General features: G+C 68.7%; 22 protein-coding genes. 18 read left to right on the forward strand and 4 right to left on the reverse strand.

The window, feature by feature from the left end; all coding sequences use genetic code 11:
- The first annotated feature begins 11 nt into the window (after positions 1 to 11).
- From HDC96_RS12755 to tsaB, 3 genes are all read left to right on the forward strand, one after another.
- Complete coding sequence (locus tag HDC96_RS12755) at positions 12 to 539, forward strand: hypothetical protein (RefSeq protein ID WP_179460290.1); 528 nt, start codon at positions 12 to 14, stop codon at positions 537 to 539.
- Positions 540 to 609: 70 nt separating this feature from the next.
- Positions 610 to 2667 carry an ATP-dependent DNA helicase gene (locus HDC96_RS12760; protein WP_179460291.1) on the forward strand — a complete coding sequence of 686 codons (2058 nt, stop codon included), beginning with the start codon at positions 610 to 612 and terminating at the stop codon, positions 2665 to 2667.
- A gap of 5 nt (positions 2668 to 2672) precedes the next feature.
- Complete coding sequence (gene tsaB / locus HDC96_RS12765; RefSeq protein ID WP_179460292.1) at positions 2673 to 3383, forward strand: tRNA (adenosine(37)-N6)-threonylcarbamoyltransferase complex dimerization subunit type 1 TsaB; 711 nt, start codon at positions 2673 to 2675, stop codon at positions 3381 to 3383.
- 57 nt (positions 3384 to 3440) lie between these two features.
- On the opposite strand, the gene HDC96_RS12770 is transcribed toward tsaB, so the two are convergent.
- Together HDC96_RS12770 and gshB are read right to left on the reverse strand one after the other, a co-directional pair.
- The gene (locus HDC96_RS12770; RefSeq protein WP_179460293.1) at positions 3441 to 4328 is read right to left on the reverse strand and encodes an energy transducer TonB; all 888 of its coding nucleotides are present in this window, start codon (positions 4326 to 4328) and stop codon (positions 3441 to 3443) included.
- Complete coding sequence (gene gshB, locus HDC96_RS12775) at positions 4325 to 5275, reverse strand: glutathione synthase (protein ID WP_179460294.1); 951 nt, start codon at positions 5273 to 5275, stop codon at positions 4325 to 4327. The genes HDC96_RS12770 and gshB overlap by 4 nt, the downstream gene beginning before the upstream one ends.
- A 247-nt stretch (positions 5276 to 5522) precedes the next feature.
- Here gshB and pilG point away from each other — a divergent pair, with 247 nt between their 5' ends.
- The 7 genes from pilG to HDC96_RS12810 all read left to right on the forward strand — a co-directional run bounded on the left by pilG (position 5523) and on the right by HDC96_RS12810 (position 17515).
- The gene (pilG, locus tag HDC96_RS12780) at positions 5523 to 5924 is read left to right on the forward strand and encodes a twitching motility response regulator PilG (protein WP_121039045.1); all 402 of its coding nucleotides are present in this window, start codon (positions 5523 to 5525) and stop codon (positions 5922 to 5924) included.
- A gap of 18 nt (positions 5925 to 5942) precedes the next feature.
- Positions 5943 to 6305, forward strand: a complete 363-nt coding sequence (locus tag HDC96_RS12785; protein WP_123730426.1) for a response regulator — start codon at positions 5943 to 5945, stop codon at positions 6303 to 6305.
- Positions 6305 to 6835 carry a chemotaxis protein CheW gene (locus HDC96_RS12790; protein WP_179460295.1) on the forward strand — a complete coding sequence of 177 codons (531 nt, stop codon included), beginning with the start codon at positions 6305 to 6307 and terminating at the stop codon, positions 6833 to 6835. Before HDC96_RS12785 ends, HDC96_RS12790 begins: the two co-directional genes overlap by 1 nt.
- 43 nt (positions 6836 to 6878) lie before the next feature.
- The gene (locus tag HDC96_RS12795) at positions 6879 to 8915 is read left to right on the forward strand and encodes a methyl-accepting chemotaxis protein (protein ID WP_179460296.1); all 2037 of its coding nucleotides are present in this window, start codon (positions 6879 to 6881) and stop codon (positions 8913 to 8915) included.
- Between the two features lie 94 nt (positions 8916 to 9009).
- Positions 9010 to 15708: an Hpt domain-containing protein gene (locus tag HDC96_RS12800; protein ID WP_179460297.1), complete on the forward strand. Its 6699-nt coding sequence runs from the start codon at positions 9010 to 9012 to the stop codon at positions 15706 to 15708.
- Positions 15674 to 17014, forward strand: a complete 1341-nt coding sequence (locus tag HDC96_RS12805) for a chemotaxis protein CheB (protein ID WP_179460298.1) — start codon at positions 15674 to 15676, stop codon at positions 17012 to 17014. The genes HDC96_RS12800 and HDC96_RS12805 overlap by 35 nt, the downstream gene beginning before the upstream one ends.
- 27 nt (positions 17015 to 17041) lie before the next feature.
- On the forward strand, positions 17042 to 17515 hold the full coding sequence (locus HDC96_RS12810) for a chemotaxis protein CheW (RefSeq protein WP_176990619.1): 474 nt from the start codon (positions 17042 to 17044) through the stop codon (positions 17513 to 17515).
- A 61-nt stretch (positions 17516 to 17576) separates the two neighbouring features.
- Here the strand turns inward: HDC96_RS12810 and HDC96_RS12815 are convergent, their stop codons facing one another.
- Both HDC96_RS12815 and bioA read right to left on the reverse strand, forming a co-directional pair.
- Entirely contained in the window at positions 17577 to 18311 is a 735-nt protein-coding gene (locus HDC96_RS12815; RefSeq protein WP_179460299.1) for a 16S rRNA (uracil(1498)-N(3))-methyltransferase, read from the reverse strand.
- The gene (gene bioA, locus HDC96_RS12820; RefSeq protein WP_179460300.1) at positions 18302 to 19693 is read right to left on the reverse strand and encodes an adenosylmethionine--8-amino-7-oxononanoate transaminase; all 1392 of its coding nucleotides are present in this window, start codon (positions 19691 to 19693) and stop codon (positions 18302 to 18304) included. Before bioA ends, HDC96_RS12815 begins: the two co-directional genes overlap by 10 nt.
- A 50-nt stretch (positions 19694 to 19743) precedes the next feature.
- Here bioA and nudE point away from each other — a divergent pair, with 50 nt between their 5' ends.
- The 8 genes from nudE to gcvH all read left to right on the forward strand — a co-directional run bounded on the left by nudE (position 19744) and on the right by gcvH (position 25426).
- Positions 19744 to 20292, forward strand: coding sequence for an ADP compounds hydrolase NudE (gene nudE, locus HDC96_RS12825; RefSeq protein ID WP_121039027.1), 549 nt, complete (start codon positions 19744 to 19746; stop codon positions 20290 to 20292).
- On the forward strand, positions 20289 to 21092 hold the full coding sequence (gene cysQ, locus HDC96_RS12830; RefSeq protein WP_179460301.1) for a 3'(2'),5'-bisphosphate nucleotidase CysQ: 804 nt from the start codon (positions 20289 to 20291) through the stop codon (positions 21090 to 21092). Before nudE ends, cysQ begins: the two co-directional genes overlap by 4 nt.
- 16 nt (positions 21093 to 21108) lie before the next feature.
- Complete coding sequence (gene mazG / locus HDC96_RS12835; protein ID WP_179460302.1) at positions 21109 to 21921, forward strand: nucleoside triphosphate pyrophosphohydrolase; 813 nt, start codon at positions 21109 to 21111, stop codon at positions 21919 to 21921.
- Entirely contained in the window at positions 21918 to 22241 is a 324-nt protein-coding gene (locus HDC96_RS12840) for a YnfA family protein (RefSeq protein WP_179460303.1), read from the forward strand. Before mazG ends, HDC96_RS12840 begins: the two co-directional genes overlap by 4 nt.
- Before the next feature lie 96 nt (positions 22242 to 22337).
- Positions 22338 to 23300 (forward strand): SPFH domain-containing protein, encoded by a 963-nt coding sequence (locus HDC96_RS12845; protein WP_046272684.1) that lies wholly within the window; start codon positions 22338 to 22340, stop codon positions 23298 to 23300.
- Position 23301: 1 nt separating this feature from the next.
- Positions 23302 to 23733, forward strand: a complete 432-nt coding sequence (locus tag HDC96_RS12850) for an NfeD family protein (protein ID WP_179460304.1) — start codon at positions 23302 to 23304, stop codon at positions 23731 to 23733.
- Between the two features lie 85 nt (positions 23734 to 23818).
- A complete protein-coding gene (gene gcvT, locus HDC96_RS12855; RefSeq protein ID WP_179460305.1) occupies positions 23819 to 24931 on the forward strand; it encodes a glycine cleavage system aminomethyltransferase GcvT in 1113 nt (370 codons plus the stop codon).
- A gap of 99 nt (positions 24932 to 25030) precedes the next feature.
- Entirely contained in the window at positions 25031 to 25426 is a 396-nt protein-coding gene (gcvH, locus tag HDC96_RS12860; RefSeq protein ID WP_179460306.1) for a glycine cleavage system protein GcvH, read from the forward strand.
- The last annotated feature ends 564 nt before the right edge of the window (positions 25427 to 25990 follow it).

Below are 25990 nucleotides of genomic sequence, written 5' to 3' on the forward strand. Positions count from 1 at the left end.
GGCCTGCCTGCATGACCACCCGATTCCTGCTCCGTTCCGCTTCGCTTGCCACGCTGTGCCTGGCCCTGGCGGCCTGCGTCACGCCGCCACCGGTCGTGAAGGCCCCGGTCGACACCACCACGCCGGCCCAACGCCTGGCCGCCGTGGATGCCGCCGCCGGCAATGACGACAAGGAACTGGCCGTGCAGCCGCTGCGCGACAGCGAAGTGGAGGACCTGCGCCAGGCCGCGCACGCCCGCCGCCAGGCCAATGATCTGGCCGGCGCCGCGGCCGCGCTGGATCAGGCGCTGGCGATCAAGGCCTCGGATCCGTCGGTGCTGCAGGATCGCGCCGAGGTCGCGCTGCTGCAGGGCGATTGGGCGGCAGCGGAAACGTTCGCGCGCAAGTCCATCGAACTGGGCTCGAAGACCGGCCCGCTGTGCCGTCGCCATTGGGCGACCATCGAACAGTCGCGTCTGGCCCGCGGTGAAAAAGAAAACGCGGCGTCGGCGCATGCCCAGCTGGAAGGCTGCACGGTGCCGGGGATCATGCGGTATTGATGTGGGCGATGCAGGCGGATGCGTGACGGCGTAGCGCTGGGCATCGGCCGGCACCCATTATCATTGCGTCATGTCCCAACTTGCCCACGCCAGCCGCGATGCCCTCAGTGAGGGCGGGGCGCTCGCCAGCCAGCTCGATGCCTTCGTTCCGCGCCCGGCCCAGCTGCGCCTGACCGCGGCGATCGCCGAAGCGTTCGACCAGCGCGACGTCCTGCTGGCCGAAGCCGGCACCGGCACCGGCAAGACCTATGCCTATCTGGTGCCCGCACTGCTGTCCGGGCTGAAGACCATCATCTCCACCGGTACCCGCGCGCTGCAGGACCAGCTGTATCACCGCGATCTGCCGCGCGTGCGTGCCGCGCTCGGCGTGGGCCACAGCAGCGCCCTGTTGAAGGGGCGCGCCAACTACCTGTGCCGCTATCGGCTGCAGCAGGCGCGCGGCGAACCGCGCTTCAGTTCGCCGGAGCAGGTCGCGCAGTTCCAGCGCATCCTCGCCTGGTCCGGGCGCACGACGTTCGGCGACATGGCCGAGCTGGAGGCCCTGCCGGAAGACTCGCCGCTGTACCCGATGGTCACCTCCACGGTCGATAACTGCCTCGGCACCGAGTGCCCGTTCTGGGACGACTGCTTTGTCGTGCAGGCCCGGCAGCGGGCGCAGGCCGCCGACGTGGTGGTGGTCAACCATCATCTGCTGTTGGCCGACCTGGCGCTCAAACAGGAAGGCTTCGGCGAAATCCTGCCCGGCGCCCAGGCATTCGTGATCGACGAGGCGCATCAGCTGCCGGAGCTGGCCGCGAACTTCTTCGGCGAAGGCTTCGGCATGCGCCCGTGGCAGGAGCTGGCACGCGACTGCCTGGCCGAGAGCCGCAGCGTGGCCGGTGCACAGGCCGCGTTGCAGGAGCCGGCTGCCGCACTCGAACAGACCCTGCGCGACCTGCGCGTGGCGATGGAGGGCCTGCCGCCGCGCGGCACGCAGTGGCGTGCGCTGACCGTACCGCAGGTGCGCGATGGCTTCGATGCGGCGATGAGCACGCTGGTGCAGCTGCGCGATGCGCTGGCGGGCGTGCGTGACGCATCGCCCGGCCTGGATGCCTGCCATGCGCGTGCGATGGAAGCCGTATCGCGCTTGTCGCGCTGGCTCGGCGACGACGCACCAATGCTGGACTTCGACACCGATCCGGACGAGGCACCGACGCCGGCCGAGGTGCTCTGGTATGAACTGACCCCGCGTGGCTTCCGTTGCCAGCGCACGCCGATGGATGTGTCCGGCCCGCTGCGCGAGCACCGGCAGCGCTCGATGGCGGCCTGGGTGTTCACCTCGGCCACGCTGACCGTGGACGGTGGGTTCGAGCACATTTCCCAGCGGCTGGGCCTGGACGATCCGGTCAGCCTGCTGCAGCCCAGCCCGTTCGACTGGGCCCGGCAGGCGCTGTGCTATCTGCCGACCGATCTGCCCGACCCGGCCGCACGCGGCTTCGGCACCGCGTTGATCCGCGCGTTGACACCGGTGCTGGAGGCCTCGCACGGTCGTGCGTTCCTGCTGTTCGCCTCGCATCGTGCGCTGCGCGAAGCGGCCGAGGCGCTGCGCGATGCCCCGTGGCCGCTGTTCGTGCAGGGTGAGGCGCCGCGCGCGACCCTGCTGCAGCGCTTCCGCGAGTCTGGCAACGGGGTGCTGCTGGGCTCGGCCAGTTTCCGCGAAGGCGTGGACGTGGTCGGTGATGCGCTGAGCGTGGTGGTGATCGACAAGCTGCCGTTCGCCGCGCCGGACGATCCGGTGTTCGAGGCGCGGCTGGATGCGATCCGCCGGGACGGCGGGAACCCGTTCCGCGACGAGCAGCTGCCGCAGGCGGTGATCGCGCTCAAGCAGGGCGTGGGCCGCTTGATCCGCAGCGAGACCGATCGCGGCGTGCTGGTGCTGTGCGACCCGCGCCTGCTCAGCCGGGGCTACGGGCGGATCTTCCTGGATTCGCTGCCCCCCTTCCGCCGCACCCGCTCGCTGGGCGATGTGCAGGCCTTCTTTGCGCCACAATGGCCCGTCGCTGGACCCGCGCCCGCAGCTGCGGCTGCGTCTGCGCAGCCGGTGCAGGCCGTGCAGGCCACCGATGACTTTCCCACTTCCCTGTTCTGACCACCATGAAACTGCTCGCCTTTGAAACCGCCACCGAAGCCTGCTCCGTTGCCCTGTATGTGGATGGGCAGGTCAGTGAGCGCTTCGAGATCGCTCCGCGTCGCCACGCCGAACTGAGCCTGCCCTGGGCAGAGGCGCTGCTGGCCGAGGCGGGCGTGGCGCGTTCGCAGCTGGACGCGATCGCGCTGGGGCGTGGCCCGGGCGCGTTCACCGGCGTGCGGCTGGCGATCGCGATTGCGCAGGGCATCGCGCTCGCGCTGGATCGCCCGCTGATCCCGGTCTCCACGCTGCAGGCGCTGGCACTGCGCGCACCGGCCGAGGCCGATCACGTGTTGGCCAGCATCGATGCTCGGATGGGCGAGGTGTACGCGGCGCGCCACATCCGGGTGGACGGACAGTGGCAGCGGCAGGGCGAGGAAATCGTCTGTGCGCCGGAGGCCGTGGCGCTGCCCGATGGCACGCGCTGGTTCGGCGTCGGCACCGGCTTCGGCGCGGCCGAGGGCGTACTGGCCACGCGGCTGGCCGATCAGCTGACCGGCGTGGATGCGCTGGCCCTGCCGCGTGCGTCCGATGTACTGGCGCTGGCGGTACCCGCGTTCCAGCGCGGCGAGGGCATGGCGCCGGAGCGGGTGGAGCCGGCCTATCTGCGCGACAACGTGGCGCTGACCCTGGTGGAACAGCAGGCCGCGCGGGCCGCGAAGCAGGCCGCCTCGTGAAGCAGGTCAGCGGGTAACGCTCCAGCCACGCCATGCGTGGCTGCCCCCTGCGCCCGATCAGCGGTCGTCGCGCAGCTCGCCACCCGGCAGGAACACCCAGGTACGGGTCACCTGCAGGATGTCGATGGCATCCTCGGTCTTGGGCAGCGGTGGGAACGGCTGGGCCAGGGTGATCACCCGCAGCGCGGTTTCATCCAGCAACGGCGTACCGCTGGACTGCAGGATGCGCGCGCTCTCCACCGTGCCATCGCGGCGCACGCCGACCGTGATCACGACCTGGCCGCCGAGCCGGCGGGCGCGGGCTTCATCGGGGTAGTTCAGATTACCGACCCGCTCGGCGCGGTCGACCCATGCGCGCAGATAATTGGCGTAGGCATATTCGCGGGTGCTGGCCGAGACGAACTTGCGGTTCGGGCGCTTGGCGTACTGCGCCGAGCGCAGATGTACTTCGGCCGCCAGCCGCGCCATCTCCACGTCACGCTGCTCGCGCGCGGTCATCGGTGCGTCCGGGCGCGGCTGCTCCGGCAGCGGCTGCGGCTGCGCCTCGGCAATGGTGTTGGTGCCATTGCGGCTGTTGACCACGCGGGTCTGCGGCGGCGGCACGCTGGCGGCCTCCTGGCGCTGCTGCGGTACCGGCGACAACCCGGCCTGCACCTGCGGCACGATCCCGGCCTGGTTGTCGCGCGGGCGCTGTGCCTTGTCGTGGTCGCCACCGCCCTGCTGGTTGGCCTGGGCCAGGAAATCGGCCTGCTTGGGCGTCAGCGGGGTCTGGGTCTGGCTGAAGATCACATCCAGGGTCGGTACCAGCGGCGCGCTGTCGCTGACCGCGAAACCGACGCCGAGGATCAGCAGCGCATGCACGAGCACCGACAGCGTCAGGGTCGCGCCCAGCCGCTGGGATTCGCGCGCCTGCCACGTCGGCACCGGGACGACGCTGGCGCTCATCGCGGCAGGCCGGCCTCGATCGCGTCGAACAGGGTGCCGGCGATGTTCAGCCCGAACTGGGCATCCAGCTCGCGCACGCAGGTGGGGCTGGTGACGTTGACTTCGGTCAGGTAGTCACCGATCACGTCCAGGCCGACGAAGCGCATGCCGCGGCGCTTCATTTCCGGCCCGACCTGGGCGGCGATCCAGCGGTCGCGCTCGCTCAGCGGGCGGCCTTCGCCGCGGCCGCCGGCGGCCAGGTTGCCGCGGAACTCATCGCCCTGCGGAATCCGTGCCAGGCAGTAGTCGACCGGCTCGCCATCGACCAGCAGGATGCGCTTGTCGCCGGCGGTGATGTCCGGAATGAACTTCTGCGCCAGGGCCAGCGTGCGCTCGCCGTCGGTCAGGGTTTCCAGGATCACGTTGAGGTTGGGGTCGCCGGTGCCGCTGCGGAAGATCGAGCGCCCGCCCATGCCGTCCAGTGGCTTGAGCACGGCCTGTCCGTGTTCGAGCACGAAGGCCTTCAGGTCGGCGTTGCGGCGGCTGACCAGGGTCGGCGGGCAGCACTGCGGGAACAGCAGCGCAGCCAGCTTCTCGTTGTAGTCGCGCAGGCCCTGCGGGTCGTTGACCACCATCGCACCGGCCTGCTGGGCGACGCTGAGCACGTGGGTGTCGTAGATGAATTCGACATCGACCGGCGGGTCCTTGCGCATCAGCACGACCTGGCCGGGGCCGAAGACGGTCTGGCTGAACTCGCCCAGGGTGAACCAGTCGTTCTTGTCCTCGCGCACCTGCAGCGGCGCGGTGCGGGCGATGGCCTGGCCGTCGCGCAGGGCCAGCCCGCCGGGGCTGACGTAGTGCAGGGCATGGCCACGGCGCTGGGCTTCCAGCAGCATCGCGAAGGTGGTGTCCTTGGCAATCTTGATATGGGCGATGGGGTCCATCACCACGATGACATTCAACGGCATGGTCGCAACCTGGCGGGCAGGCCGATGATGGTAGCGACAATGGCCCGGCAATGCCCGTCCCGGGGGCCGGAACGCAGTGTCCGGCCACGCCGGGGTTTGCGCAAACGGCGCGGGGCGGGCGCCTTCCGGGCCGCTGGCGGCGGGGCCGCGGTGGCTCTGCTTGAAGCGCGCGGCGGTATTGGGATATAGATACGCTTTCGCAGCGACGCCGGGGATCTGGCAAGCGTCGCGCGCTTGGGGAAAGGTAATGACTGAATACATGGCTGCGGGTGGGGAACTCGCAGGGCTGCGCGTGATGGTCATCGATGATTCGAAGACCATCCGCAGGACTGCGGAAACCCTGCTGAAGCGGGAAGGCTGCGAGGTGGTGACCGCGACCGATGGTTTCGAGGCCTTGGCCAAGATCGCCGACCAACAGCCGCAGATCATCTTCGTGGACATCATGATGCCGCGGCTGGACGGGTATCAGACCTGTGCGCTGATCAAGGGCAACCAGCTGTTCAAGTCGACGCCGGTGATCATGCTGTCGTCCAAGGACGGCCTGTTCGACAAGGCGCGCGGCCGCATCGTCGGCTCGGAGCAGTACCTGACCAAGCCATTCACGCGTGAAGAACTGCTGGGTGCCATCCGCACATACGTCAACGCCTGACCAGGGGGGAAAGGCACAATGGCTCGAATCGTACTGATCGAGGATTCACCGACCGACCGTGCGGTGTTCACGCAGTGGTTGACCAAGGCCGGTCATGAAGTCCTGGAAGCGGACAACGCCGAGGACGGGCTCAAGCTCGTGCGCGAGCAGTCGCCGCAGCTGGTGCTGATGGACGTGGTCCTGCCGGGCATGAGTGGCTTCCAGGCCACCCGCGCGATGGCACGCGATGCGGCCATCAAGCACATCCCGGTGGTCATCGTCAGCACCAAGGCGATGGAAACCGACAAGGCGTGGGGGCTGCGCCAGGGGGCGGCCGACTACATCGTCAAGCCGCCGCGCGAGGAGGAACTGATCGCGCGGATCAACCAGTTGGTGGTCTGATGCGCTCTCCTTTCGACATCCTCCAGGCTTACGAACGGCGCAGCCTGGCCCATGCCGTGCAGCTGCCCGAGCGGCAGTTCTCGCAGGACCTGTGGCGTGGCGTCGGTTACCGGGTCGGCAAGCGCCGGCTGGTCTCGGACTTCCGCGAGGTGGTGGAAATCGTGCCGATGCCGCCGATCACTCCGGTGCCCGGCGCACAGCCGTGGCTGCTGGGCGTGGGCAACCTGCGCGGCAACCTGTTCCCGGTGGTGGACCTGAAGTGCTTCCTGGAAGGCGAGCGCACCGTGCAGCAGGAGGGCCAGCGCGTGCTGATCATGCGCCAGGCCGGCGGTGACGTGGCGCTGACCATCGATGAACTGTTCGGCCAGCGCAGCTTCGAGCTGGACCAGGACATCGCCGCCGGCGATCTGGCCACCGGCCGCTATGCGCATTTCATCGACCGTGCCTTCCACGGCGATGGCCATGACTGGGGCGTGTTCTCGCTGTCGCTGCTGTCGCGTACCCCCGAATTCAGGCAGGCCGCGGCCTGACCGCAGGCGCCTGTCTCTCCGTATTGAAGATCGAGGTTGAACGATGAGTACTGCTTCGGAATCCGCCAAGGCCGGCAAGCTCGGCTCGGTGGGCACCAATTTCTGGCTCGGCCTGCTGGCCGTGTCGATGATCGTGTTCGGCGTGAACACCGGCGTGGCGACCTGGCAGGGCAGTCGCCTGGCCAGTGCCAGCACCGATGCCGCGAACCTGCAGGTGCTCTCGCAGCAGCTGGCCAACCAGGGCCGTGAAGCGGTCTCGGGCAACGCCCAGGCGTTCACCGCGTTCAAGCTGACCAAGAGCGACATCGAAAGCACCGTCAGCGCCCTGCAGGGCCGCTACGGCGCCGAGACCAATGTCGCCGGCCCGCTCAATACGCTGATCAAGACCTGGGAGCCGCTCGGCAAGAGCGCCGGTCAGCTGGTTGCCAGCGAACCGGCGGTACTGGCCCTGGCCGGCAACGCCAACAACTTCGTCAATGGCGTGCCCGCACTGCAGGCACAGCTGAACGAAGTGGTGCGGGCGATGTCGGCCAGTGGCGCGCCGTCCTCGCAGCTCTACAACGCCCTGCAGCAGGTCGTGGTGGTCGGCTCGATGGCCCGCCGCGTGACCGAAATGCGCGCCGGTGGCGCCAATGCCGCGGCCGCGGGTGATGCGCTCGCCCGCGATTCGGTGGTGTTCACCCAGGTGCTCGATGCGCTGCGCAACGGCAACGAGGAACTGGGCATCGCCGCGGTCCGCAATGGCCCGGCGCTGGCCGCGCTGGAACAGTCGCAGACGCAGTGGGACACGATGAAGCAGGACGCCGATGCGATCCTGGCCAGCTCGCGCCAGCTGTTCTCGGCGCAGTCCTCGGCCGCGGCCCTGACCGGTGGCTCGGCGGACATGCTCCGCGACAGCAAGAAGCTGTTCGAGGCGTTCTCCTCGTTCGGCTCGCTGCGCGACACCCGCCTGTTCCCGAACTTCTGGCTGGGCGTGGTGTCCGGTGCGTTCTCGCTGATCGCCATCGTCGGCTTCGTCGGCAGCACCGTGCGCAGCCGCTCGCGCGAGCAGGAGCTGCGTTACCAGACCCAGGTCGAGTTCAACAGCCGCAACCAGCAGGCCATCATGCGGCTGCTGGATGAAATCAGCTCGCTGGGTGAAGGCGACCTGACGGTGAAGGCCTCGGTGACCGAGGACATGACCGGCGCCATCGCCGACGCCATCAACTACGCCGTGGACGAACTGCGCCACCTGGTGACCACGATCAACGACACCTCGGCCAAGGTTGCCGTGTCGACCCAGGAAACCCAGGCCACCGCCATGCAGCTGGCCGAAGCGGCCGGCCACCAGGCCAACCAGATCACCTCCGCGTCGGACCGGATCGGCGAAATCGCCTCGAGCATCGAGCAGGTCTCGCGCAACTCGGCCGAGTCGGCCGACGTGGCGCAGCGCTCGGTGATCATCGCCGCCGAAGGCGCCGGCGTGGTCCGCGAGACGATCCAGGGCATGGACCAGATCCGCGACCAGATCCAGGAAACCTCCAAGCGCATCAAGCGGCTGGGCGAGTCCTCGCAGGAAATCGGCTCGATCGTGGAACTGATCAACGACATTTCCGAGCAGACCAACATCCTGGCGTTGAACGCCGCGGTGCAGGCGGCGTCGGCCGGTGAGGCCGGCCGCGGTTTCGCCGTGGTGGCCGACGAAGTGCAGCGCCTGGCAGAACGCACCTCCGGTGCGACCCGACGGATCGAGAACCTGGTGCAGGCCATCCAGGCCGATACCAATGAGGCGGTCAGCTCGATGGAGCAGACCACCGCCGAAGTGGTCTCCGGTGCGCGCCTGGCCGAAGACGCCGGTACCGCCCTGACCGAAATCGAGCGCGTCTCCAACGCACTGAACAACCTCATCAAGAACATCTCGATCGCTGCCCAGCAGCAGTCGGCCGCGGCATCGGACATCACCCGCACCATGGGCGTGATCCGTCAGATTACCGGCCAGACCTCGCAGGGCGCGGGACAGACCGCCGAGTCGATCGGCCACCTGGCACAGCTGGCGGCCGACCTGCGCCGCTCGGTCGCCGACTTCAAGCTGCCGGCGTGAGCCGCGGGCAGGGCGGAGAGGGAAGGAACAAGCAGATGATGCATCGCGAGAAATCACCGCACGCCATGTGCGCCGAGCTGCCGGGAGACCTGGCATGAGCACGCTGCGCGATGCCATGAGCCACGCCGCGCTGGGCTGGGTCAAGCCGGAGCTGGACGAGACCCTGCGCCAGGTGCGCAACGAGGTCGAGTACTACGTGGAAGACCCTGCCGATGGCAGCCGCATGCGCTTCTGCGCCGGCTACCTGCACCAGGTGCAGGGAACCCTGCGCATGGTCGAGCTGTACGCCCCGGCGATGGTGGCCGAGGAGCTGGAGCAGCTGGCCAACGCGATCGGTGCCAGCGAAGTGCCGGACCGTGACGAAGCCTGCGCCACGCTGATGCGCGGCAGCGTGCTGCTGCCCGACTACCTGGAGCGCCTGCAGAACGGCCACCGGGACATTCCGATCGTGCTGCTGCCGCTGCTCAATGACATCCGTTCGGCGCGCGCCCTGCCGGGCATCAATGAAAGCGTGCTGTTCGCCTTCGCCCCGGACAGTGCGAGTGCCACCGAAGCCGAGCTCGACCACGCCCGCGGCAGCCTGAGCGGTCGCAACCGCGAACTGCTGGACACCGTCGGCAACGCGGTCAAGGAAGAGCTGCTGCGGATCAAGGACGCGCTGGACCTGCACCTGCGTACCGGTGGCGAGCCGGGGCAGCTGCAGACCCAGGTCAACGAGCTGGGCGCGGTCGCCGACACGTTGGGCATGATGGGCCTGGGCGTGGCCCGCGGCGTGGTCGTGCAGCAGCGCGACGCGCTGCGCGAGGTGGTGGACGGGCAGCAGCAGATCGACGAGAGCCTGCTGCTGGATATCGCCGGTGCACTGCTCTACGTGGATGCCTCGCTGGACGACCAGGTCGCCCATCTGGGCGCCGGCGGCAGTGGCGAAGACGATCCCAGTGCGGTGGAAAACCGGCGCACGGTGGAGGTGCTGGCGCATGAAGCCATCGCCAACTTCGCCGCCGCGCGCGAGCATTTCGTCGCTTTCATCGAAACCAACTGGAGCCACCAGGAACTGCAGGAAGTCCCGCGCCTGCTCGGCGAGGTCGCCGGTGCGCTGCGCATGCTCAATCTGTCGGACCCGGCCGATTACCTGCAGGGCGTGCGCCAGTACATCGCGGTGGAACTCCTGGACAAGCAGCGCGTGCCGAGCGGTCGCCAGCTGGACACGCTGGCCGATGCCATGGCCAGCCTGGAGTACTACCTCGAGGCCCTGCGCGAGCGCCGCCCGGGGCGCGAGGAGATTCTCGACATCACCCGCAGCAGCCTGGAAACTCTGCGTTACTGGCCGCTGCCCGACGCGAACCAGCCGAGTGCCGAGACCGGTCCGGAATCGCTGCCGGTCGCGCCGGAACCCGTCGAGCTGACGCCGTGGGACGCACCTGCGCCCGAGCCGATCGCGCTTGGGGTGACGGCCGAGGTTCCGCGCCCGGCCAACCTGCCGCCGCCGCTGCCGGACTTCACTTTCGATCCGCCGCCGACGGTCGCCGCGCCGGTGACGCCGCCGCCGGTGGCGCTGGTGTTCGATGCCTCCACCGCCCCCGTCGCCGCCGATGCACCGCAGTGGACCCTGGCGGGCGGCGACGACGTGGAGACGCTGCCGACCTTCGCCCATTTCGACCCGGTCATTGCCGAAGCACCGGCCGGTGCCACTTGGGACGTGTCGCCGCTGGCGTCCGCCCCGCAGGCGGATGTCGCGGAAGAAGACGCTGCGGGGGATGATGCCGCCGTGACGCCACCGGAACGTGCCCACGTCGACGAGGCACGCGCGTCCGAGGCGCTGCCAGCCTTCGTGGCGACGGGCGACGGATTCGATCCGGTCGCCGCCGAGCACGACACCCTGGCGCTGAGCGACGAGCCGATCGAATTCACCTTCGATGAGGATCTGCACAACGCCGACGATGTGCTCTCGCTGCAGATCGACGACACCGAGGCGGCCACCGCCGGGGGCAGAGATTCCGCTGCCTACGCGCAGGGCGAGGTGGATGTCGAAGCACTGCCGACCTTCCTGCAGGAGATTCCGGTCGCCGCCGCGGAAGACAGCGCCGAAGCACCCCGCAGCACGTTTGCCACGGATATCGACGCTGCCCCCGACGCCGTCGAGACGACGCTGCCGACGCCGGCCGTACAGGACGCGGTGATCCGCCGTATCGAACTGGACGATGCCTCCACCCGGTTCCTGGCCGAACTGGATGCGGCGGCCGCGCAGTTCCGCCCGGAAGGCGCGCCGATCGATGCTCCGGTGAACGCGGCTGCGGCGGTCAACCCGCCGGCCGCCACGATCGCCGGGGACACCAGCATCGAGGCTGGCTTCGAAGACGATGGCGAGAACATCGACCAGGACATCCGCGAGGTCTTCATCGAAGAGTTCGACGAAGAACTGGTGAACCTGGGCAATCTGCTCCCGGCCTGGCGCATCGCGCCGGACAACCTGGACCGCCTGCGCCCGATCCGCCGCGTGTTCCATACCCTGAAGGGCAGTGGCCGCCTGGTCGGTGCGCGCACACTGGGCGAGTTCAGCTGGAAGATCGAGGGCATGCTCAACCGCGTGCTCGACGGCAGCCGCCCGGCCTCGCCGGCCGTGGTCGCCCTGGTCGGCCAGGCCTATGACGTGCTGCCGCAGCTCAATGCCGCGCTGCGCGATGGCAGCCGTGTCACTGCCGATCTGCAGGCCATGCAGGGCATCGCCGATCGCGTGTCTGCCGGCGAAGAAACCTTCCATGTGCCGCTGCCGCGCGCTGCCGCGGTGGCTGTATCGACGCCGGCAGAGGAGGTCGCTGCGACCGAGGCTGCGCCGGTTGTCGAGAGCACCCCCGCCAATATCGACAGCGTCCTGCGCGAGATCCTGGAAGCCGAGGTCGAGGTGCACCAGGCGACGCTGCAGGCGTGGCTGGATGCGGCCGCCGATGGCGCGCAGCCGGTCACCGATGGCCTGCTGCGCGCCGTGCACACGATGAATGGCGCGTTCGCGATGACCGACGTGCCGGAGATCACGGCCGTCACCGGCGCGGCGGAAAGCTACATCAAGCGCTCGCTGGCCGCCGATGCGCTGCCGGATGCGGCCGGGATGGTTGCGCTGGCCGACACCTGTGCCGCGATCACCACCACGATGGCGGCGCTGCAGGACGAGGCACCGCGCGTGCCCGTGCAGAACGCCCTGGCTGCCCGCCTGGTCGCCCTGGCGGATACCCTGCCCGAAGCGCGCTGGCCGGCCTTGGTCGAGGACGATCTGGACCTGCTCGACGACGCGCTGTACGCCGAAGGGGCGGATGCCGAACAGGCTGACGAAGCCGAGCGGGCCGAACGGGCTGACGAAGCCGAGCAGGCCGAACGGGCTGACGAAGCCGAGCAGGCCGAACAGGCTGACGAAGCTGAGCAGGCCGAACAGGCCGACGAAGCCGACGAAGCCACCCCGACGGACGATGCTGCGCCCGTCCTCGCCACCGCCGACGATGCCGCCGGGACCGACGTGCAGCAGGCCGAACTCGAGGCCGACGGACTGAGTGTGATCGCGCCGGATCACGCGACCACGCAGGCTGACGACGAGGATGCACTGGTCGCCATGGAGCTGACCGGCACCGATGACCTGTCAGCCTATTTCGACGCAGAGCTGCCCGATGCCGCGCTGCCCGACGCAGTGCGTGCGGGCGACGCGCCGCAGAGGCTGGATGCGGTGACTGACGAGCCCGAGGACGCCGATCTGGCGTCGGTCCATGCGGGTCTGGAGTCGGTCGAGCTGACCTCCGCCGAGGATCTCTCGCGCTACTTCGATCATCTCGCCGAACCGGCTGCACCGGTCGTGTCCGATACCGATACCGAAGCCGAAGCCGAAGTCGAAGTCGAAGTCGAAGCCGAAGCCGAAGCCGAAGCCGAAGCCGAAGTCCAAGCCGAAGTCCAAGCCGAAGCAACGCGTGAGGCCGAGTTCGGGACTGACACCAACACCAGCACCAACACCGACACCGTCCGTGAACCGGACAGCGCCTACGCGGTCTCCGTGGATGACGCCGCCAACGACAGCTGGAGCGACACCGGGCAGGACGACGACGAGGACGCACGGGCACTGGACGAGGTCCTGCCGCCGCCACCTGCGTTTGGCGAGGTGGTGGACGCACAGCAGGCCGTGGACGATGGTCTGACCGTCGTCGATGTGCCGGATGCCTCCGATACAGGTGTACTGGGTCTGGACGCCACCGACGACAACACCGGCGAAGCCGATGCGTTCGCCGAGGCGATCGAGGCCACCGCGTCCGACGCGCCCGACGGGTCGACCGCTGATGCCGCCCCGTCCCGCTTCTTCGAGCTGGAAGACGCGCCGGCCGCGTCGCTCGCCCAGGGGTCCGCGCACGACGATGCCCTCGCCGGCGATGTCGTGGACAACGACGACGTAGCGCCGGGCGACGCGCTCGATTTCACCCAGCTGGACCAGGAACTGGTCGATATCTTCGTGGAGGAGGGCAAGGATCTGCTCGACCACTGCGATGGCCTGATCAGCGAGCTGCGCGCCGCGCCGCAGGACCGCGACGTGATCGCCGGCCTGCAGCGGGATCTGCACACCCTCAAGGGCGGTGCGCGCATGGCCGGGATCAACCCGATCGGCGACCTGGGCCATGGCATCGAGTCGCTGCTGGAAGCCGTCGCGGCCAACCGGACCGATATCGACCGCAGTGACGTGCACCTGCTGGAACGCGGCTTCGATCGCCTGCACCAGCTGCTGACCCGTACCGGCCAGCACCGCACCGTGGCGATGCCGGACGACCTGATCGCGGCGTTCGAGCAGCGCACCCAGGGTCGCGCCGCGCCCGAGCCGGACGAGACCGTGGGCACCGCGCTGCCGTCCGGTGATGCCCAGGTCGAAGCGGCGATTGCCGCGCTCGTGGCGGCGCCGCTGTCGGCGCCGGTGCCACTGGAAACCGTCAGCGAAGACGATGGTCTGCCGCGGCCGCAGCAGGAGCAGGTGCGCGTGCGCGCCGATCTGCTCGACCGCCTGGTCAATCACGCCGGTGAAGTGGCGATCTACCGTTCGCGCCTGGAACAGCAGCTCGGTGCCTTCCGCGGCGCCATGGGCGAACTGGACCGCACCAATGCCCGTCTGCGCGATCAGCTGCGCCGGCTGGACCTGGAAACCGAAGCGCAGATCGTGGCCCGTTACCAGCGCGAGCAGGAACAGGTCGACCACAAATTCGATCCGCTGGAACTGGACCGCTTCTCCACGCTGCAGCAGCTCAGCCGCGCGCTGAACGAGTCCGCGGCTGACTTGGGCGGCCTGCAGGGCGTGCTGGACGATCTGTCGCGCCAGTACGACGTGCTCCTGCAACAGCAGTCGCGCGTCAGTTCGGAACTGCAGGATGGCCTGATGCGCGCGCGCATGGTGCCGTTCGATGGCCTCGTGCCGCGCCTGCGCCGGGTCGTGCGCCAGGCCGGCCAGGACACCGGCAAGCAGGTCCACGTCATCCTCGAAGGCACCCACGGCGAACTGGACCGCAACGTGCTCGACCGCATGGTCGCGCCGCTGGAACACATGCTGCGCAACTCGGTGGCGCACGGTCTGGAAACCCCGGAACAGCGTCGTGCCGCCGGCAAGCCGGAGGAGGGCGAGATCGCCATCCGCCTGCGCCGGGAAGGCTCGGAAATCGTGCTGGAAGTGGCCGACGATGGCGCCGGGCTGGATCGCGCGGCGATCCGTCGCCGCGCCGAACAGCGTGGCCTGATCGCCGCCGATGCCGTGCTGGGCGATGCCGAGCTGGATGCGATGATCTTCTCGCCCGGATTCAGCACCGCCGACCAGGTCAGCCAGCTGGCTGGCCGCGGCGTGGGCATGGACGTGGTGCACAACGAAGTGCGCCAGCTGGGCGGCTCGGTGGACATCCACTCGGTCAGCGGCCAGGGCGTCACCTTCACCCTGCGCCTGCCGCAGACGCTGGCGGTCACCCAGGCCGTGTTCGTGCAGATCGGCGAGACCACGTTCGCGGTGCCGGTCGCCTCGGTGAGTGGTATCGGCCGGATCTCGCGCGAGCGCTTCGAAACCGCCAACGGCGGCTACCACTACGGTGGCGAGGAATTCGCGCTGCACGATCTGGGCACGCTGATCGGCCAGGCCCAGGCCCGCGCCGAAGGCCAGGCCCAGGTGCCGCTGCTGCTGGTCCGCGCCGGCGACCTGCGCGTGGCCGTGGCGATCGACCAAGTACTGGGCAACCGCGAAATCGTGGTCAAGCCGGTGGGCCTGCAGATCGCCTCGGTGCCCGGCATCTACGGTGCGACCATCACCGGCGATGGCCGCGTGGTGGTGATCCTGGACGTCGCCCCGCTGGTGCGCCGTTACCTGGCCAACCCGCACAAGCCGATCACCGCCGCCGCCAAGGTCAGCGATCGCGATGTGCCGCTGGTGATGGTGGTCGACGATTCGCTGACCATGCGCAAGGTCACCGGTCGCATCCTGGAGCGCCACAACTTCGAGGTGACGGTCGCCCGCGACGGCATCGAAGCCTTGGAGCGGCTGGAGGAGCGCGTGCCGGACCTGATGCTGCTGGATATCGAAATGCCGCGCATGGACGGCTACGAGCTGGCCAGCGTCATGCGCGCCGATCCGCGCTACCAGGGCGTGCCGATCGTGATGATCACCTCGCGCAGCGGCGACAAGCACCGTCAACGCGCCTTCGAACTCGGTGTCCAGCGCTACCTGGGCAAGCCTTACCAGGAACTGGATCTGATGCGTAACGTGTATGACCTGCTGGGGATCGCCCGTGCACGCGAGTGACGCCCCTACGTTGTTGTCGGTGGCCCTGCTGGCCCGCCCCGGGCCGGCGCGCGACCGCCTGCGCGAGGCGCTCGCCCATGCCGGCGCGCGCGTAGTGCTGGAGGACGATCCCAACACGCTCGACCTGCAGTCCCTGCGCGATGCTGATCCGGGCGCGGTGCTGATCGCCCTGGAACCGGCGATCGAAGAGGCACTGGAACGGCTGGATCCGGTCCTGGGCTCGCCTTCGCTGACCCTGATCTTCGACGAAGCCGAGCTGGCCGCCCGCCGCGACGGCTGGGAAGCGCAGCGCTGGGCGCGGCATCTGGTGGCCAAGCTGCACGGTCACCAGGACGTGCTGCCGCCGGGCTCGGAACAGGATCAGCAACTGCAGCCCGAACCGGGCCTGCCGGTCACCCCGGCGCAGCTGCACGCCGATGCGCCGTTGGAGTTCCATCTGCGCGAAGCGGAGGATGCGGCGTCCGACGTGCCTGCCGATGGCCTGTACCAGGTGCCGGCGGAGCTGAGCGAGCCGGTCTCACTGGAAGAGGCATTGGCCGCGCTGCAGCCTGTGGACGTCGATCCGGTCGACGTACCGATTCCACCGATCCCTGCCTCGGCGCCGCCGGCTGCGGCTGCCGTGTCGATCGGCGATCACAGCCGCTGGTCGCTGGTCGAGGAGGATGCCGTCGTCGCCACCGCATCGTCGGCCAGCGGGCCGGCGCTGGAGCCGGAGCGTTTCGACACCGAGCGTCTGTCACTGGTCGAGCTTGAACCCGAGGCCGGTCCCGACGGTGGCTGTCCCGGCGCGGTGCTGGTGTTGGCCGGTATCGGTGGGCCGGATGCGCTGCGCCGCCTCCTGGCCGCGCTGCCCGCGACGCTGACGACCGCGGTCCTGGTGCATATGCGCCTGGACGGTGGCCGTTACGGCAATCTGGTCAAGCAGATGGCACGCGTTTCCGCGCTGCCGGTGCTGCTGGCCGAGGATGCCCAGGCCGTGGCGGCGGGGCAGGCCTATATCCTGCCCGACGACATCGGCATCGCCCTGCGCCAGGGCGGCCTGCACTTCATCGCCGACCCGGCCGGCGTCCAGATCGCGGCACTGCCGGCCCAGCACAGTGGCGTGGTCCTGCTCAGTGGTGCGGACGCCGCCCAGGTCGATGCAGTCCTTGCCCTGGCGGCCGCCGGTGCGTGGGTCGCCGGCCAGGTGGGTGAAGGCTGCTATGACCCGACCGCCGCCAGTGCGGTGGTGGTCGCCGGGCAGGATGCCGGTGAACCGCCGCAGCTCGCTGCCACCATCGCCGAACGCTGGGGCGTGGACGCGTAAGCGCCGCGGACCCTAGAAGGAATCTCCATGAGTTACGCCAGCAACGACGAAATCCGCGGTGTCCTGATCCAGGCCGGGCACGAACGCGTGCTGCTGCCCAACGCCACCGTGGCCGAAATGATGTCCAAGGTGCCGGTCGAAACCGTCCCGGATGCACCGGCCTGGCTGGTCGGGCAGATCGCCTGGCACGGCTGGGACGTCCCGCTGCTGTCGTTCGCCCGGTTGTCCGGGCAGGGCGACGAGCCGGTGGTGGCCAACAACAAGGTGGTGGTGCTCAAGGCGCTGGGGGGTAATCCCCGCCGACCGTACTTCGCCCTGCTGACCCAGACCTTCCCGCAGCTGATCGCGGTGCCGCGCGACGGGCTGCTGGCTGATGCCTCCGAGGACACCCTGCCGCAGGGCGTGCACATGCGCGTGCTGCTGGGTGAGCAGAGCGCGCTGCTGCCCGATCTGGATGCGCTGGAAGCGGCGCTTGACGAGGCCTTCCCCGTCGCGGGGTGAAAAAAACAGGGACGGAGGTAGTTAATCGTGCCGATTAACTACCTCCGTCCCCGTTTCTGCTTCAGCCCAGATCGCCCAAACGCGCCTGCACGGCGGCGATGGCGGCCAGACCCGCGGTCTCGGTGCGCAGCACGCGCGGGCCCAGCTGCAAGCCCTGGAAGCCCGCTGCGGCCAGCGCCTGGCGGTCACGCGGCGACCAGCCGCCTTCCGGGCCGATCGCGATCACCACGCCGCCCGGTGCCGCTGACAGGGTGGACAAGCGGTGCTCGCCTTGCGGATCCAGGGTCAACTTCAATGCCTCGGCCGCGACCCCATTGGCGGCGTCCTGGAGCGATTGTGGCGCGGCCACGCTGGGCACGCGGGCGCGGCCGGACTGACCGCAGGCCGAGACCACCACGCTGTGCCAGTGCGCCAGGCGCTTCTCCGCGCGGGCCGCATCCAGCTTCACTTCGGTGCGCTCGGCATTGACCGGCACGAAGGCCTGCACGCCCAGCTCCGTGGCCTTCTGCAGGATCAGGTCCATCTTCTCGCCGCGGGCGATGCCCTGCAGCAGGGTGATGTGCAGCGGCGATTCGTTGTCCAGCGCGGTGGCGCTCTCGATCCGCACCTGCGCATCGCGCTTGCCTACGGTGACCAGGGTGGCGCTGTAGTCCTGGCCATCGCCGTTGAACAGCACGCAGCCGTCGCCTTCGCGCAGGCGCATCACGCGGACCAGATGGTTGGCGGCGTCCTCGGGCAGCGCCAGGGTCTGCCCGACCGCCAGCGGATGATCGATATGGCTGCGGGTCACGCGCATGCGACGGCCTCGTCGATGGCGGCCAGGGTGGTCAGGGCAAGCAGATCCAAGTGTTCATCCTCCACGCAGTACGGCGGCATCCAATACAGCACATTGCCCAGCGGGCGCAGCACCACCCCGCGCTTGAGCGCAGCCTTGTAGGCGTGCAGCCCGACCCGGGCCTCAGCCGGGAACGGCGTGCGCTTGTCGCCATTGCGGGTCAGTTCGAAGGCCACCACCATCCCGGCCTGGCGCACATCGGCGACGTGCGCGTGGTCGGCGAACGGTGCGGCCAAGGTACGCATCACCTCGGCGGTGCTGCGATTGCGCGCGATCACGTCCTCCCCGGCGAAGATGTCCAGGGTCGCCAGCGCGGCGGCACAGGCCAGCGGATTGCCGGTGTAGCTGTGCGAATGCAGGAAAGCGCGCTCGCGCGAATCATCGAGGAAGGCGTCATACAGGGCCTGCGTGGCCAGCACTGCCGACAGCGGCAGGAACCCGCCGGTCAGGCCCTTGGACAGGCACAGCAGGTCCGGCATCACCCCGGCCTGCTCACAGGCGAACATCGTGCCGGTGCGGCCGAAACCGGTGGCGATCTCATCGGCGATCAGGAACGCACCGTTGGCATCGCACAGCTCGCGCGCACGCTGCAGATAGACCGGGTCGTACATGCGCATGCCACCGGCACACTGCAGGCGCGGCTCCAGGATCACAGCGCAGATCTCGCCCGGATGCTGGTCGAACAATGTGGCCAGCGCGTCGGCGGCCTGGTGCGCGCGCTGCGCGGCGCTCTGGCCCGGCTCGGCCAGGTAGGCATCGGGCGAGGGCGCGAACAGCGCCTCGGTCAGCAACGGGGCGTACACGCGTCGGTACAGCGGGATGTCACCGACCGACAGCGCGCCCAGGGTTTCGCCGTGGTAGCCGTTCTCCAGCGCGACGAAGCGGGTGCGGTGGTTCTCGCCGCGGTTGCGGAAGTAGTGGAACGCCATCTTCAGCGCCACCTCGACCCCGGCCGAGCCGTTGTCGGCATAGAAGACCTTGGCCAGCGGATCGCGCCCGGCCTGGCGCGGGGCAATGGCCAGCAGGCGCTCGGCCAGCCGTACCGCCGGCTCGTGGCTGAAGCCGGCCAGCATCACCTGTTCCAGCTGGGTGGCCTGCTGGGCGATGGCCGCACCGATGCGGGGTTGCGCATGGCCGAACAGATTGGTCCACCAACTGCTCACCGCATCCAGATAGCGATGGCCATCGTGGTCGATCAGCCACGGGCCTTCGCCGCGGGCGATCGGCAGCAGGGGCAGGGTGTCGGGGTGCTCGCGCATCTGCGTGCACGGGTGCCACAGCACGGCCAGATCGCGTTGCCGCCACTGATCGGCCAGCGTGAGGGGGGCTGGGTCTGCTAGCATTTCGGGCTCATGAACACGTTTTCACCAGTACCCATTCTAGAGATGCTCGCATGAGCCGTCGCCTGCCCATCATCCACCAGATCACGGACGAGGAAAGCGGGCCGTTCCAGCGCCAGCATCTGGATCTGGAGTTTTCCAACGGCGAACGCCGCCGCTTCGAGCGGCTGGTGACCCGCGGCCACGGCGCCGTGGTGGTGGTGCCGATGCTCGATGACGAGACCGTGCTGCTGGTGCGTGAATACGCCGCCGGCATGCACCGTTACGAGCTGGGCCTGGTGAAAGGCCGCATCGACGCCGGCGAAACGCCCGAACAGGCGGCCGACCGCGAATTGAAGGAAGAGGCCGGTTACGGTGCCCGGCGGGTCGACGTGCTGCGCGCGATGACCCTGGCCCCGACCTACATGAGCCACCAGTCGTGGCTGGTGGTGGCGCGCGATCTGTACCCCGAGCGCCTGGTCGGCGATGAACCGGAGGAGTTGGAGGTCGTGCCGTGGAAACTGGCCGATCTGGACCAGTTGATGCTGCGCGAGGATTTCTCCGAAGGCCGATCGCTGGCGGCGCTGTTCATCGCCCGCGAGTGGCTGGGACGGAAGGAATGATCAAACTCACGACGGATCTGCGCGAAACCGTCATCGCCATCGCCCAGGACGCAGCGGCCGCCATCATGGCGGTGTACGCCACGCCGTTCGATGTGGAGATCAAATCCGACCACAGCCCGGTCACCGCCGCCGACCTCGGGGCCAACCAGGTGATCGAGCGCGGGCTGGCGCAGCTGACCCCGGAGCTGCCGATCCTCTCCGAGGAATCGGCGCAGGTGCCGTGGGAGATCCGCCAGCACTGGGGCGCTTATTGGCTGGTCGATCCGCTGGATGGCACCCGTGAGTTCGTCAAACGCAACGACGAGTTCAGCGTCAACATCGCGCTGATCTACCAGGGCGCGCCCGCATTCGGCGTGGTGCTGGCCCCGGCCACCGGCCAGGTCTGGCACGCCATGCGCGGCGAGCTGGCCTACCGCCGCGACGGCATGCGCGATTCGGTGCTGCGCACCCGCACGCCGGCTTCGGCACCGCTGCGGGTGGCGGCCAGCCGCTCGCATCGCAGCGCGCAGACGCAGGCCCTGCTGGACCGCATGGGCGATATCGAGGTGCTTGCACAGGGCTCCTCGCTCAAATTCTGCCGGCTGGCCGAAGGCACGCTGGACGTCTACCCGCGGCTGGGCCCGACCTCCGAATGGGATACCGCCGCCGGGCAATGCGTGCTGCACGCGGCCGGTGGCGCGGTGCTCTCGGCCGGGACCGGCAAGCCGTTCCGTTACAACCGCCGCGACACCCTGTTGAACGGTGACTTCATCGCGCTGGGCGATACCCGCCTGCCGTGGCGCGCGTGGCTGCCCGCCTGACCTGACTGGAGCAACGATGCCTGCCACCCCTGAACTGGACCGCCTGCTGGGCATCATGGCGCGCCTGCGCGATCCGTTGCAGGGCTGCCCCTGGGACCTGCAGCAGGACTTCGCCAGCATCGCGCCCTACACGATCGAGGAAGCCTACGAGGTCGCCGATGCGATCGACCGCGGCGACCTGGACGATCTCAAGGACGAACTGGGCGACCTGCTGCTGCAGGTGGTCTTCCACGCGCAGATGGCGCAGGAGCAGGGCGCCTTCGCGTTCGCCGACGTCGCCCGCGCGATCAGCGACAAGATGGAACGTCGCCATCCGCACGTGTTCGCCCAGGTCCAGGTCGAGGGGGCCGAGGACGTCAACAGCAACTGGGAGGCGATCAAGCGCGCCGAGCGTGCCGCCAAGGGCCACACCGACACCTCCGCGCTGGCCGGCATCTCGCGCGGCCTGCCGGAATGGCAGCGGGCGGTGAAGCTGCAGGCGCGCGCGGCACGGGTCGGTTTCGACTGGCCGGGCCCGGCGCCGGTGATGGACAAGGTGCGCGAGGAGCTGGACGAGGTTGCCGCGGAATTCGCGCGCGGCCCGGTCGAGGAGAACCACGCGCGCCTGCAGGAAGAACTCGGGGACCTGCTGTTCGTCTGCGCCAATCTGGCCCGTCACGCCAAGGTCGACGTGGGCGCCGCCCTGCGCCTGGCCAACCACAAGTTCGAACGCCGCTTCCGGGCGATGGAAGCCCAGGCCGAGGCCGCCGGGCAGTCGATGGCCGCGCTCGACCTGGACGCGCAGGAAGCGCTCTGGCAGCAGGCCAAGGCGGACGAGCCCAAGCCGTGAAGACGCTGCTGCTGTTCGTGCTGACCGCGGTGGCCGAGATCGTCGGCTGCTACCTGCCGTGGCTGTGGCTGCGCAGGGACGGCAGCGCGTGGCTGCTGCTGCCGGCCGCCGCCAGCCTGGCGGTGTTTGCCTGGCTGCTGACCCTGCACCCGACCGCCAGCGGGCGGGTCTATGCCGCCTACGGCGGGGTCTACGTCGGCACCGCGCTGATGTGGCTGTGGCTGGTCGACGGCATCCGCCCCAGCCGGTGGGACCTGCTCGGCGTCGGCCTGTGCCTGGCCGGCATGATGGTCATCATGTTCGCCCCGCGCACCGCCTGATCCGGATCGGCACCGGTCCGCGGAAAACCCCTACGGTCGCGTGAAGACGGCGTGGCTATACTCGGACCTACGATTCCGGGGAAAGGGAGTGACCTGATGTTTCCGACCATGCTGTTCTCGCTGGTACTGGCCTTCGTGGCCGTCGTCATCCTGTTCAAGGCCGTGCGGATGGTGCCGCAGGGCTACGAATGGACCGTGGAGCGCTTCGGCCGCTACACCCACACCATGTCGCCCGGCCTGCATTTCCTGATCCCGATCGTGTACGGGGTGGGCCGCAAGGTGAACATGATGGAGCAGGTGCTGGACGTGCCCAGCCAGGAAGTAATCACCAAGGACAACGCCGCGGTGCGCGTGGACGGCGTGGTGTTCTTCCAGGTGCTCGATGCCGCCAAGGCCGCCTACGAGGTTGCCAACCTGGAAGTGGCGATGATCGCCCTGGTGCAGACCAACATCCGCACCGTGATCGGCTCGATGGACCTGGATGAGTCGCTCAGCCAGCGCGAGGTGATCAACGCCCAGTTGCTGAGCGTCGTCGACCATGCCACCAACCCCTGGGGCGTGAAGGTCAACCGCATCGAGATCCGCGACATCCAGCCGCCGCGCGACCTGCTCGACGCGATGGCGCGGCAGATGAAGGCCGAGCGCGAGAAGCGCGCGCAGATCCTGGAAGCCGAAGGCTCGCGCCAGTCCGAGATCCTGCGCGCCGAGGGCGAAAAGCAGGCCACCGTGCTGGAAGCCGAAGGCCGCAAGGAAGCCGCCTTCCGCGATGCCGAAGCGCGCGAGCGCCTGGCCGAGGCGGAAGCCAAGGCGACCACGATGGTCTCCGAGGCGATCGCCCAGGGCGACGTGCAGGCGATCAATTACTTCATCGCGCAGAAGTATGTGGAAGCATTCAAGGAACTTGCGACCTCGCCGAACCAGAAGCTGGTGCTGATGCCGATGGAGGCCAGCGGCGTGATCGGCTCGATCGCCGGTGTCGCCGAACTGGCACGCGAGGCGTTCGCCAAGCAGGAAGAGAAGAAAGCCACGCGCGGCGTCCCGCCGCGGATCGGAGGCTGACATGCGCTGGGAAGTCGTGGCCTGGGGCGCGCTGGCACTGGTGCTGTTCGCCGCCGAGGCGCTCGCGCCCGGCGCCTTCATGTTGTGGATCGGGATCGGCGCCGCCGCCGTGTTCGTGCTGGTAGCGGTATTCGCCGACATCCCGCTGCTGTGGCAGGTGGTCGCCTTCGTGGTGCTCAGCGTGGTCTCGATCCAGTGCTACCGGCGTTGGGGGCGATCGCATGATCGCCAGAGCGACCAGCCGCTGTTGAACCGGCGCGCCGAGCAGCTGATCGGACGGGTGGTCGTGCTCGACCAGGCCATCGTGGCCGGCAAGGGCCGGGCCAAGATCGACGATGCGTTCTGGGTGGTGGCCGGGCCGGATCTGCCGGCCGGCAGCCCGGTGCGGGTGGTGGCGGTGGAGGGCATGACGCTGAAGGTGCAGCCGGCCTGATCCGCGGTTTTCCCGCACCGCCGCAGGCGTTGTGAAGGCGGTTCTGGGATAATGCTTTCTTGCCTTCATTCCCCCGGAACCGGTCATGACCCAGAAGACGCTTCTCAACGATACCCACCGCGCACTCGGCGCCAAGATGGTCGATTTCGGTGGCTGGGACATGCCGATTCATTACGGTTCGCAGCTGGACGAGCACCACCTGGTGCGCAGCGATGCCGGCATGTTCGACGTCAGCCACATGACCGTGGTGGACCTGCGCGGTGATCAGGTCAAGCCGTTCCTGCGCACCCTGCTGGCCAACTCGGTGGACAAGCTGAAGGCGACCGGCAAGGCGCTGTACTCGTGCATGCTCAATGCCCGCGGCGGCGTGATCGACGACCTGATCGTCTATTACATGGCCGACGATTTCTTCCGCATGGTGGTCAACGCCTCGACCCGCGAAAAGGACCTGGCCTGGATCCGTGAGCAGGCGGCCGCCTTCAACGTGGAGGTCATCGAGCGCGAAGACCTGGCCATCATCGCGGTGCAGGGCCCGACGGCACGCGAGCGGGTGATCGGCCTGCTGGGCGAGAGCGATCGCGCCGCGCTGGAAAAGCTCGGCCGGTTCGCCGCGCTGGAAACCACCACCGCCGACGGCACCCCGCTGTTCCTGGCGCGTACCGGGTACACCGGTGAAGACGGTTTCGAAATCCTGCTGCCGCAGACCGCCGTGGTCGCGTTCTGGACGGCGCTGACCGCCGCCGGCGTGCGCCCGGCCGGCCTGGGCGCGCGCGATACGCTGCGCCTGGAAGCGGGCATGAATCTCTATGGCCAGGACATGGACGAAGAGATCACCCCGTACGAAGCCGGCCTGGCCTGGACCGTGGCACTGGACGAAGGCCGTGACTTCATCGGGCGCGACGTGCTCGAGGCGCAGAAGGCGGCCGGCAACGCCCGTCAGCTGATCGGCCTGGTGATGGACGAAAAGGGCGTGCTGCGCCACGGCCAGGTCGTGCTGACCGCCAGCGGCGAAGGCGAGATCCTGTCCGGCACCTTCTCGCCGACGCTGGGCAAGGGCATCGCGTTCGCGCGCGTGCCGGGCGGCGACCTGGGCGACGTCCGCGTCGACATCCGCGGCAAGCAGATCCCGGTGCGCGTGGTGAAGTTCCCGTTCGTGCGCGAAGGCCAGGCCCAGCCCGGCGTGTTGATCGACGGCTGATGCCGTGATGTACCCGGTGCGGACGCATGCGCATCCGCGCCGGTTGGTTACACTACCCCCGTTTCTTGACCCCCCCCTGATATTCCTCGGAGCAGTCCCATGAGCGAGATCCCCGGCGACCTCAAATTCCTCAAGTCCCACGAGTGGGCACGCGTTGAAGGCAACGGCCGCGTCACCGTCGGTATTTCCGACCACGCCCAGGGCCTGCTTGGCGACCTGGTCTACGTTGAACTGCCGGAGGTTGGCCAGGAGGTCAAGGCCGGCGAACAGGCGGCGGTGGTCGAGTCGGTCAAGGCGGCTTCGGACGTGTACAGCCCGATCACCGGCACGGTCGTCGAGGTCAATGCGGCCCTGAGCGACAAGCCGGAAACCATCAACGAAGACGCCTACGGCGACGGCTGGATCTATGTCGTCGAAGTGGCCGGGCTGGACGAAGTCAACGAACTGCTGGGTCCGGACGACTACGCCGAGCTGCTGGAAAACGAAGATCACTGATCGCGTTTCCGGTGAGAAGAACGGCCGCCTGGTGCGGCCGTTTTTTTTTGCCCGCGCGCCGGGTGCGTGTCGATGCCGTTAGTAGTGCGTGAGGGTCGTGCGTGTTGCGGACCTGCATTGCGCGCGAACCGACCGCCTCATGACGATCGGTCCGGTGTCGATGCGCGCCGGTGATCTGACCCGCGTCGACGACCGACGGCATGCCGATGCGGGATCGATGTGGACGCGTCGGCGACGTTCGAGCGCCGATGGCAGGCACGAACGCGTCGGTGCCGGACGGTCAAAAGTTTGCGCAGTTACGCGAATCGGGTCGAAAAAAGCGCGGGCGGATGTGAAAAGTTTTTCGGTCCGTTTAAGGTCCGCACGGGCAGTCCCGCGGCGGGTGCGATCCAACCCGGTGCGTGACCACGGCGATGCCGCAGTACACGGCGATGTTGCGATGTCGCGACACGAAAGTGCTTCTTTTAAGTGTTTTTCTTTTCGACGGTGTCAGCGCCTGCTTGCATGCGGTGCCCGCGCGGGCGATGCCGTGGCGCGCTTGCGGGGTGATCGCAGGGCGCGGCG

The sequence above is a fragment of the Stenotrophomonas sp. JAI102 genome, from assembly GCF_013409105.1.
GTDB classification, from domain to species: Bacteria; Pseudomonadota; Gammaproteobacteria; order Xanthomonadales; family Xanthomonadaceae; genus Stenotrophomonas; species Stenotrophomonas maltophilia_AA.

Bases quoted from the DNA above. Each gene is read 5' to 3' on its own strand.
- gshB (WP_179460294.1), bottom strand. From the start codon at position 5,275: ATGCCGTTGAATGTCATCGTGGTGATGGACCCCATCGCCCATATCAAG.
- gcvH (WP_179460306.1), top strand. From the start codon at position 25,031: ATGAGCGAGATCCCCGGCGACCTCAAATTCCTCAAGTCCCACGAGTGG.
- tsaB (WP_179460292.1), top strand. From the start codon at position 2,673: ATGAAACTGCTCGCCTTTGAAACCGCCACCGAAGCCTGCTCCGTTGCC.
- HDC96_RS12795 (WP_179460296.1), top strand. From the start codon at position 6,879: ATGAGTACTGCTTCGGAATCCGCCAAGGCCGGCAAGCTCGGCTCGGTG.
- HDC96_RS12805 (WP_179460298.1), top strand. From the start codon at position 15,674: ATGACCTGCTGGGGATCGCCCGTGCACGCGAGTGACGCCCCTACGTTG.
- HDC96_RS12770 (WP_179460293.1), bottom strand. From the start codon at position 4,328: ATGAGCGCCAGCGTCGTCCCGGTGCCGACGTGGCAGGCGCGCGAATCC.
- HDC96_RS12850 (WP_179460304.1), top strand. From the start codon at position 23,302: ATGCGCTGGGAAGTCGTGGCCTGGGGCGCGCTGGCACTGGTGCTGTTC.
- mazG (WP_179460302.1), top strand. From the start codon at position 21,109: ATGCCTGCCACCCCTGAACTGGACCGCCTGCTGGGCATCATGGCGCGC.
- HDC96_RS12760 (WP_179460291.1), top strand. From the start codon at position 610: ATGTCCCAACTTGCCCACGCCAGCCGCGATGCCCTCAGTGAGGGCGGG.
- gcvT (WP_179460305.1), top strand. From the start codon at position 23,819: ATGACCCAGAAGACGCTTCTCAACGATACCCACCGCGCACTCGGCGCC.
- pilG (WP_121039045.1), top strand. From the start codon at position 5,523: ATGACTGAATACATGGCTGCGGGTGGGGAACTCGCAGGGCTGCGCGTG.
- HDC96_RS12845 (WP_046272684.1), top strand. From the start codon at position 22,338: ATGTTTCCGACCATGCTGTTCTCGCTGGTACTGGCCTTCGTGGCCGTC.
- HDC96_RS12800 (WP_179460297.1), top strand. From the start codon at position 9,010: ATGAGCACGCTGCGCGATGCCATGAGCCACGCCGCGCTGGGCTGGGTC.
- bioA (WP_179460300.1), bottom strand. From the start codon at position 19,693: ATGCTAGCAGACCCAGCCCCCCTCACGCTGGCCGATCAGTGGCGGCAA.
- HDC96_RS12815 (WP_179460299.1), bottom strand. From the start codon at position 18,311: ATGCGCGTGACCCGCAGCCATATCGATCATCCGCTGGCGGTCGGGCAG.
- HDC96_RS12790 (WP_179460295.1), top strand. From the start codon at position 6,305: ATGCGCTCTCCTTTCGACATCCTCCAGGCTTACGAACGGCGCAGCCTG.
- HDC96_RS12755 (WP_179460290.1), top strand. From the start codon at position 12: ATGACCACCCGATTCCTGCTCCGTTCCGCTTCGCTTGCCACGCTGTGC.
- nudE (WP_121039027.1), top strand. From the start codon at position 19,744: ATGAGCCGTCGCCTGCCCATCATCCACCAGATCACGGACGAGGAAAGC.
- cysQ (WP_179460301.1), top strand. From the start codon at position 20,289: ATGATCAAACTCACGACGGATCTGCGCGAAACCGTCATCGCCATCGCC.
- HDC96_RS12785 (WP_123730426.1), top strand. From the start codon at position 5,943: ATGGCTCGAATCGTACTGATCGAGGATTCACCGACCGACCGTGCGGTG.
- HDC96_RS12810 (WP_176990619.1), top strand. From the start codon at position 17,042: ATGAGTTACGCCAGCAACGACGAAATCCGCGGTGTCCTGATCCAGGCC.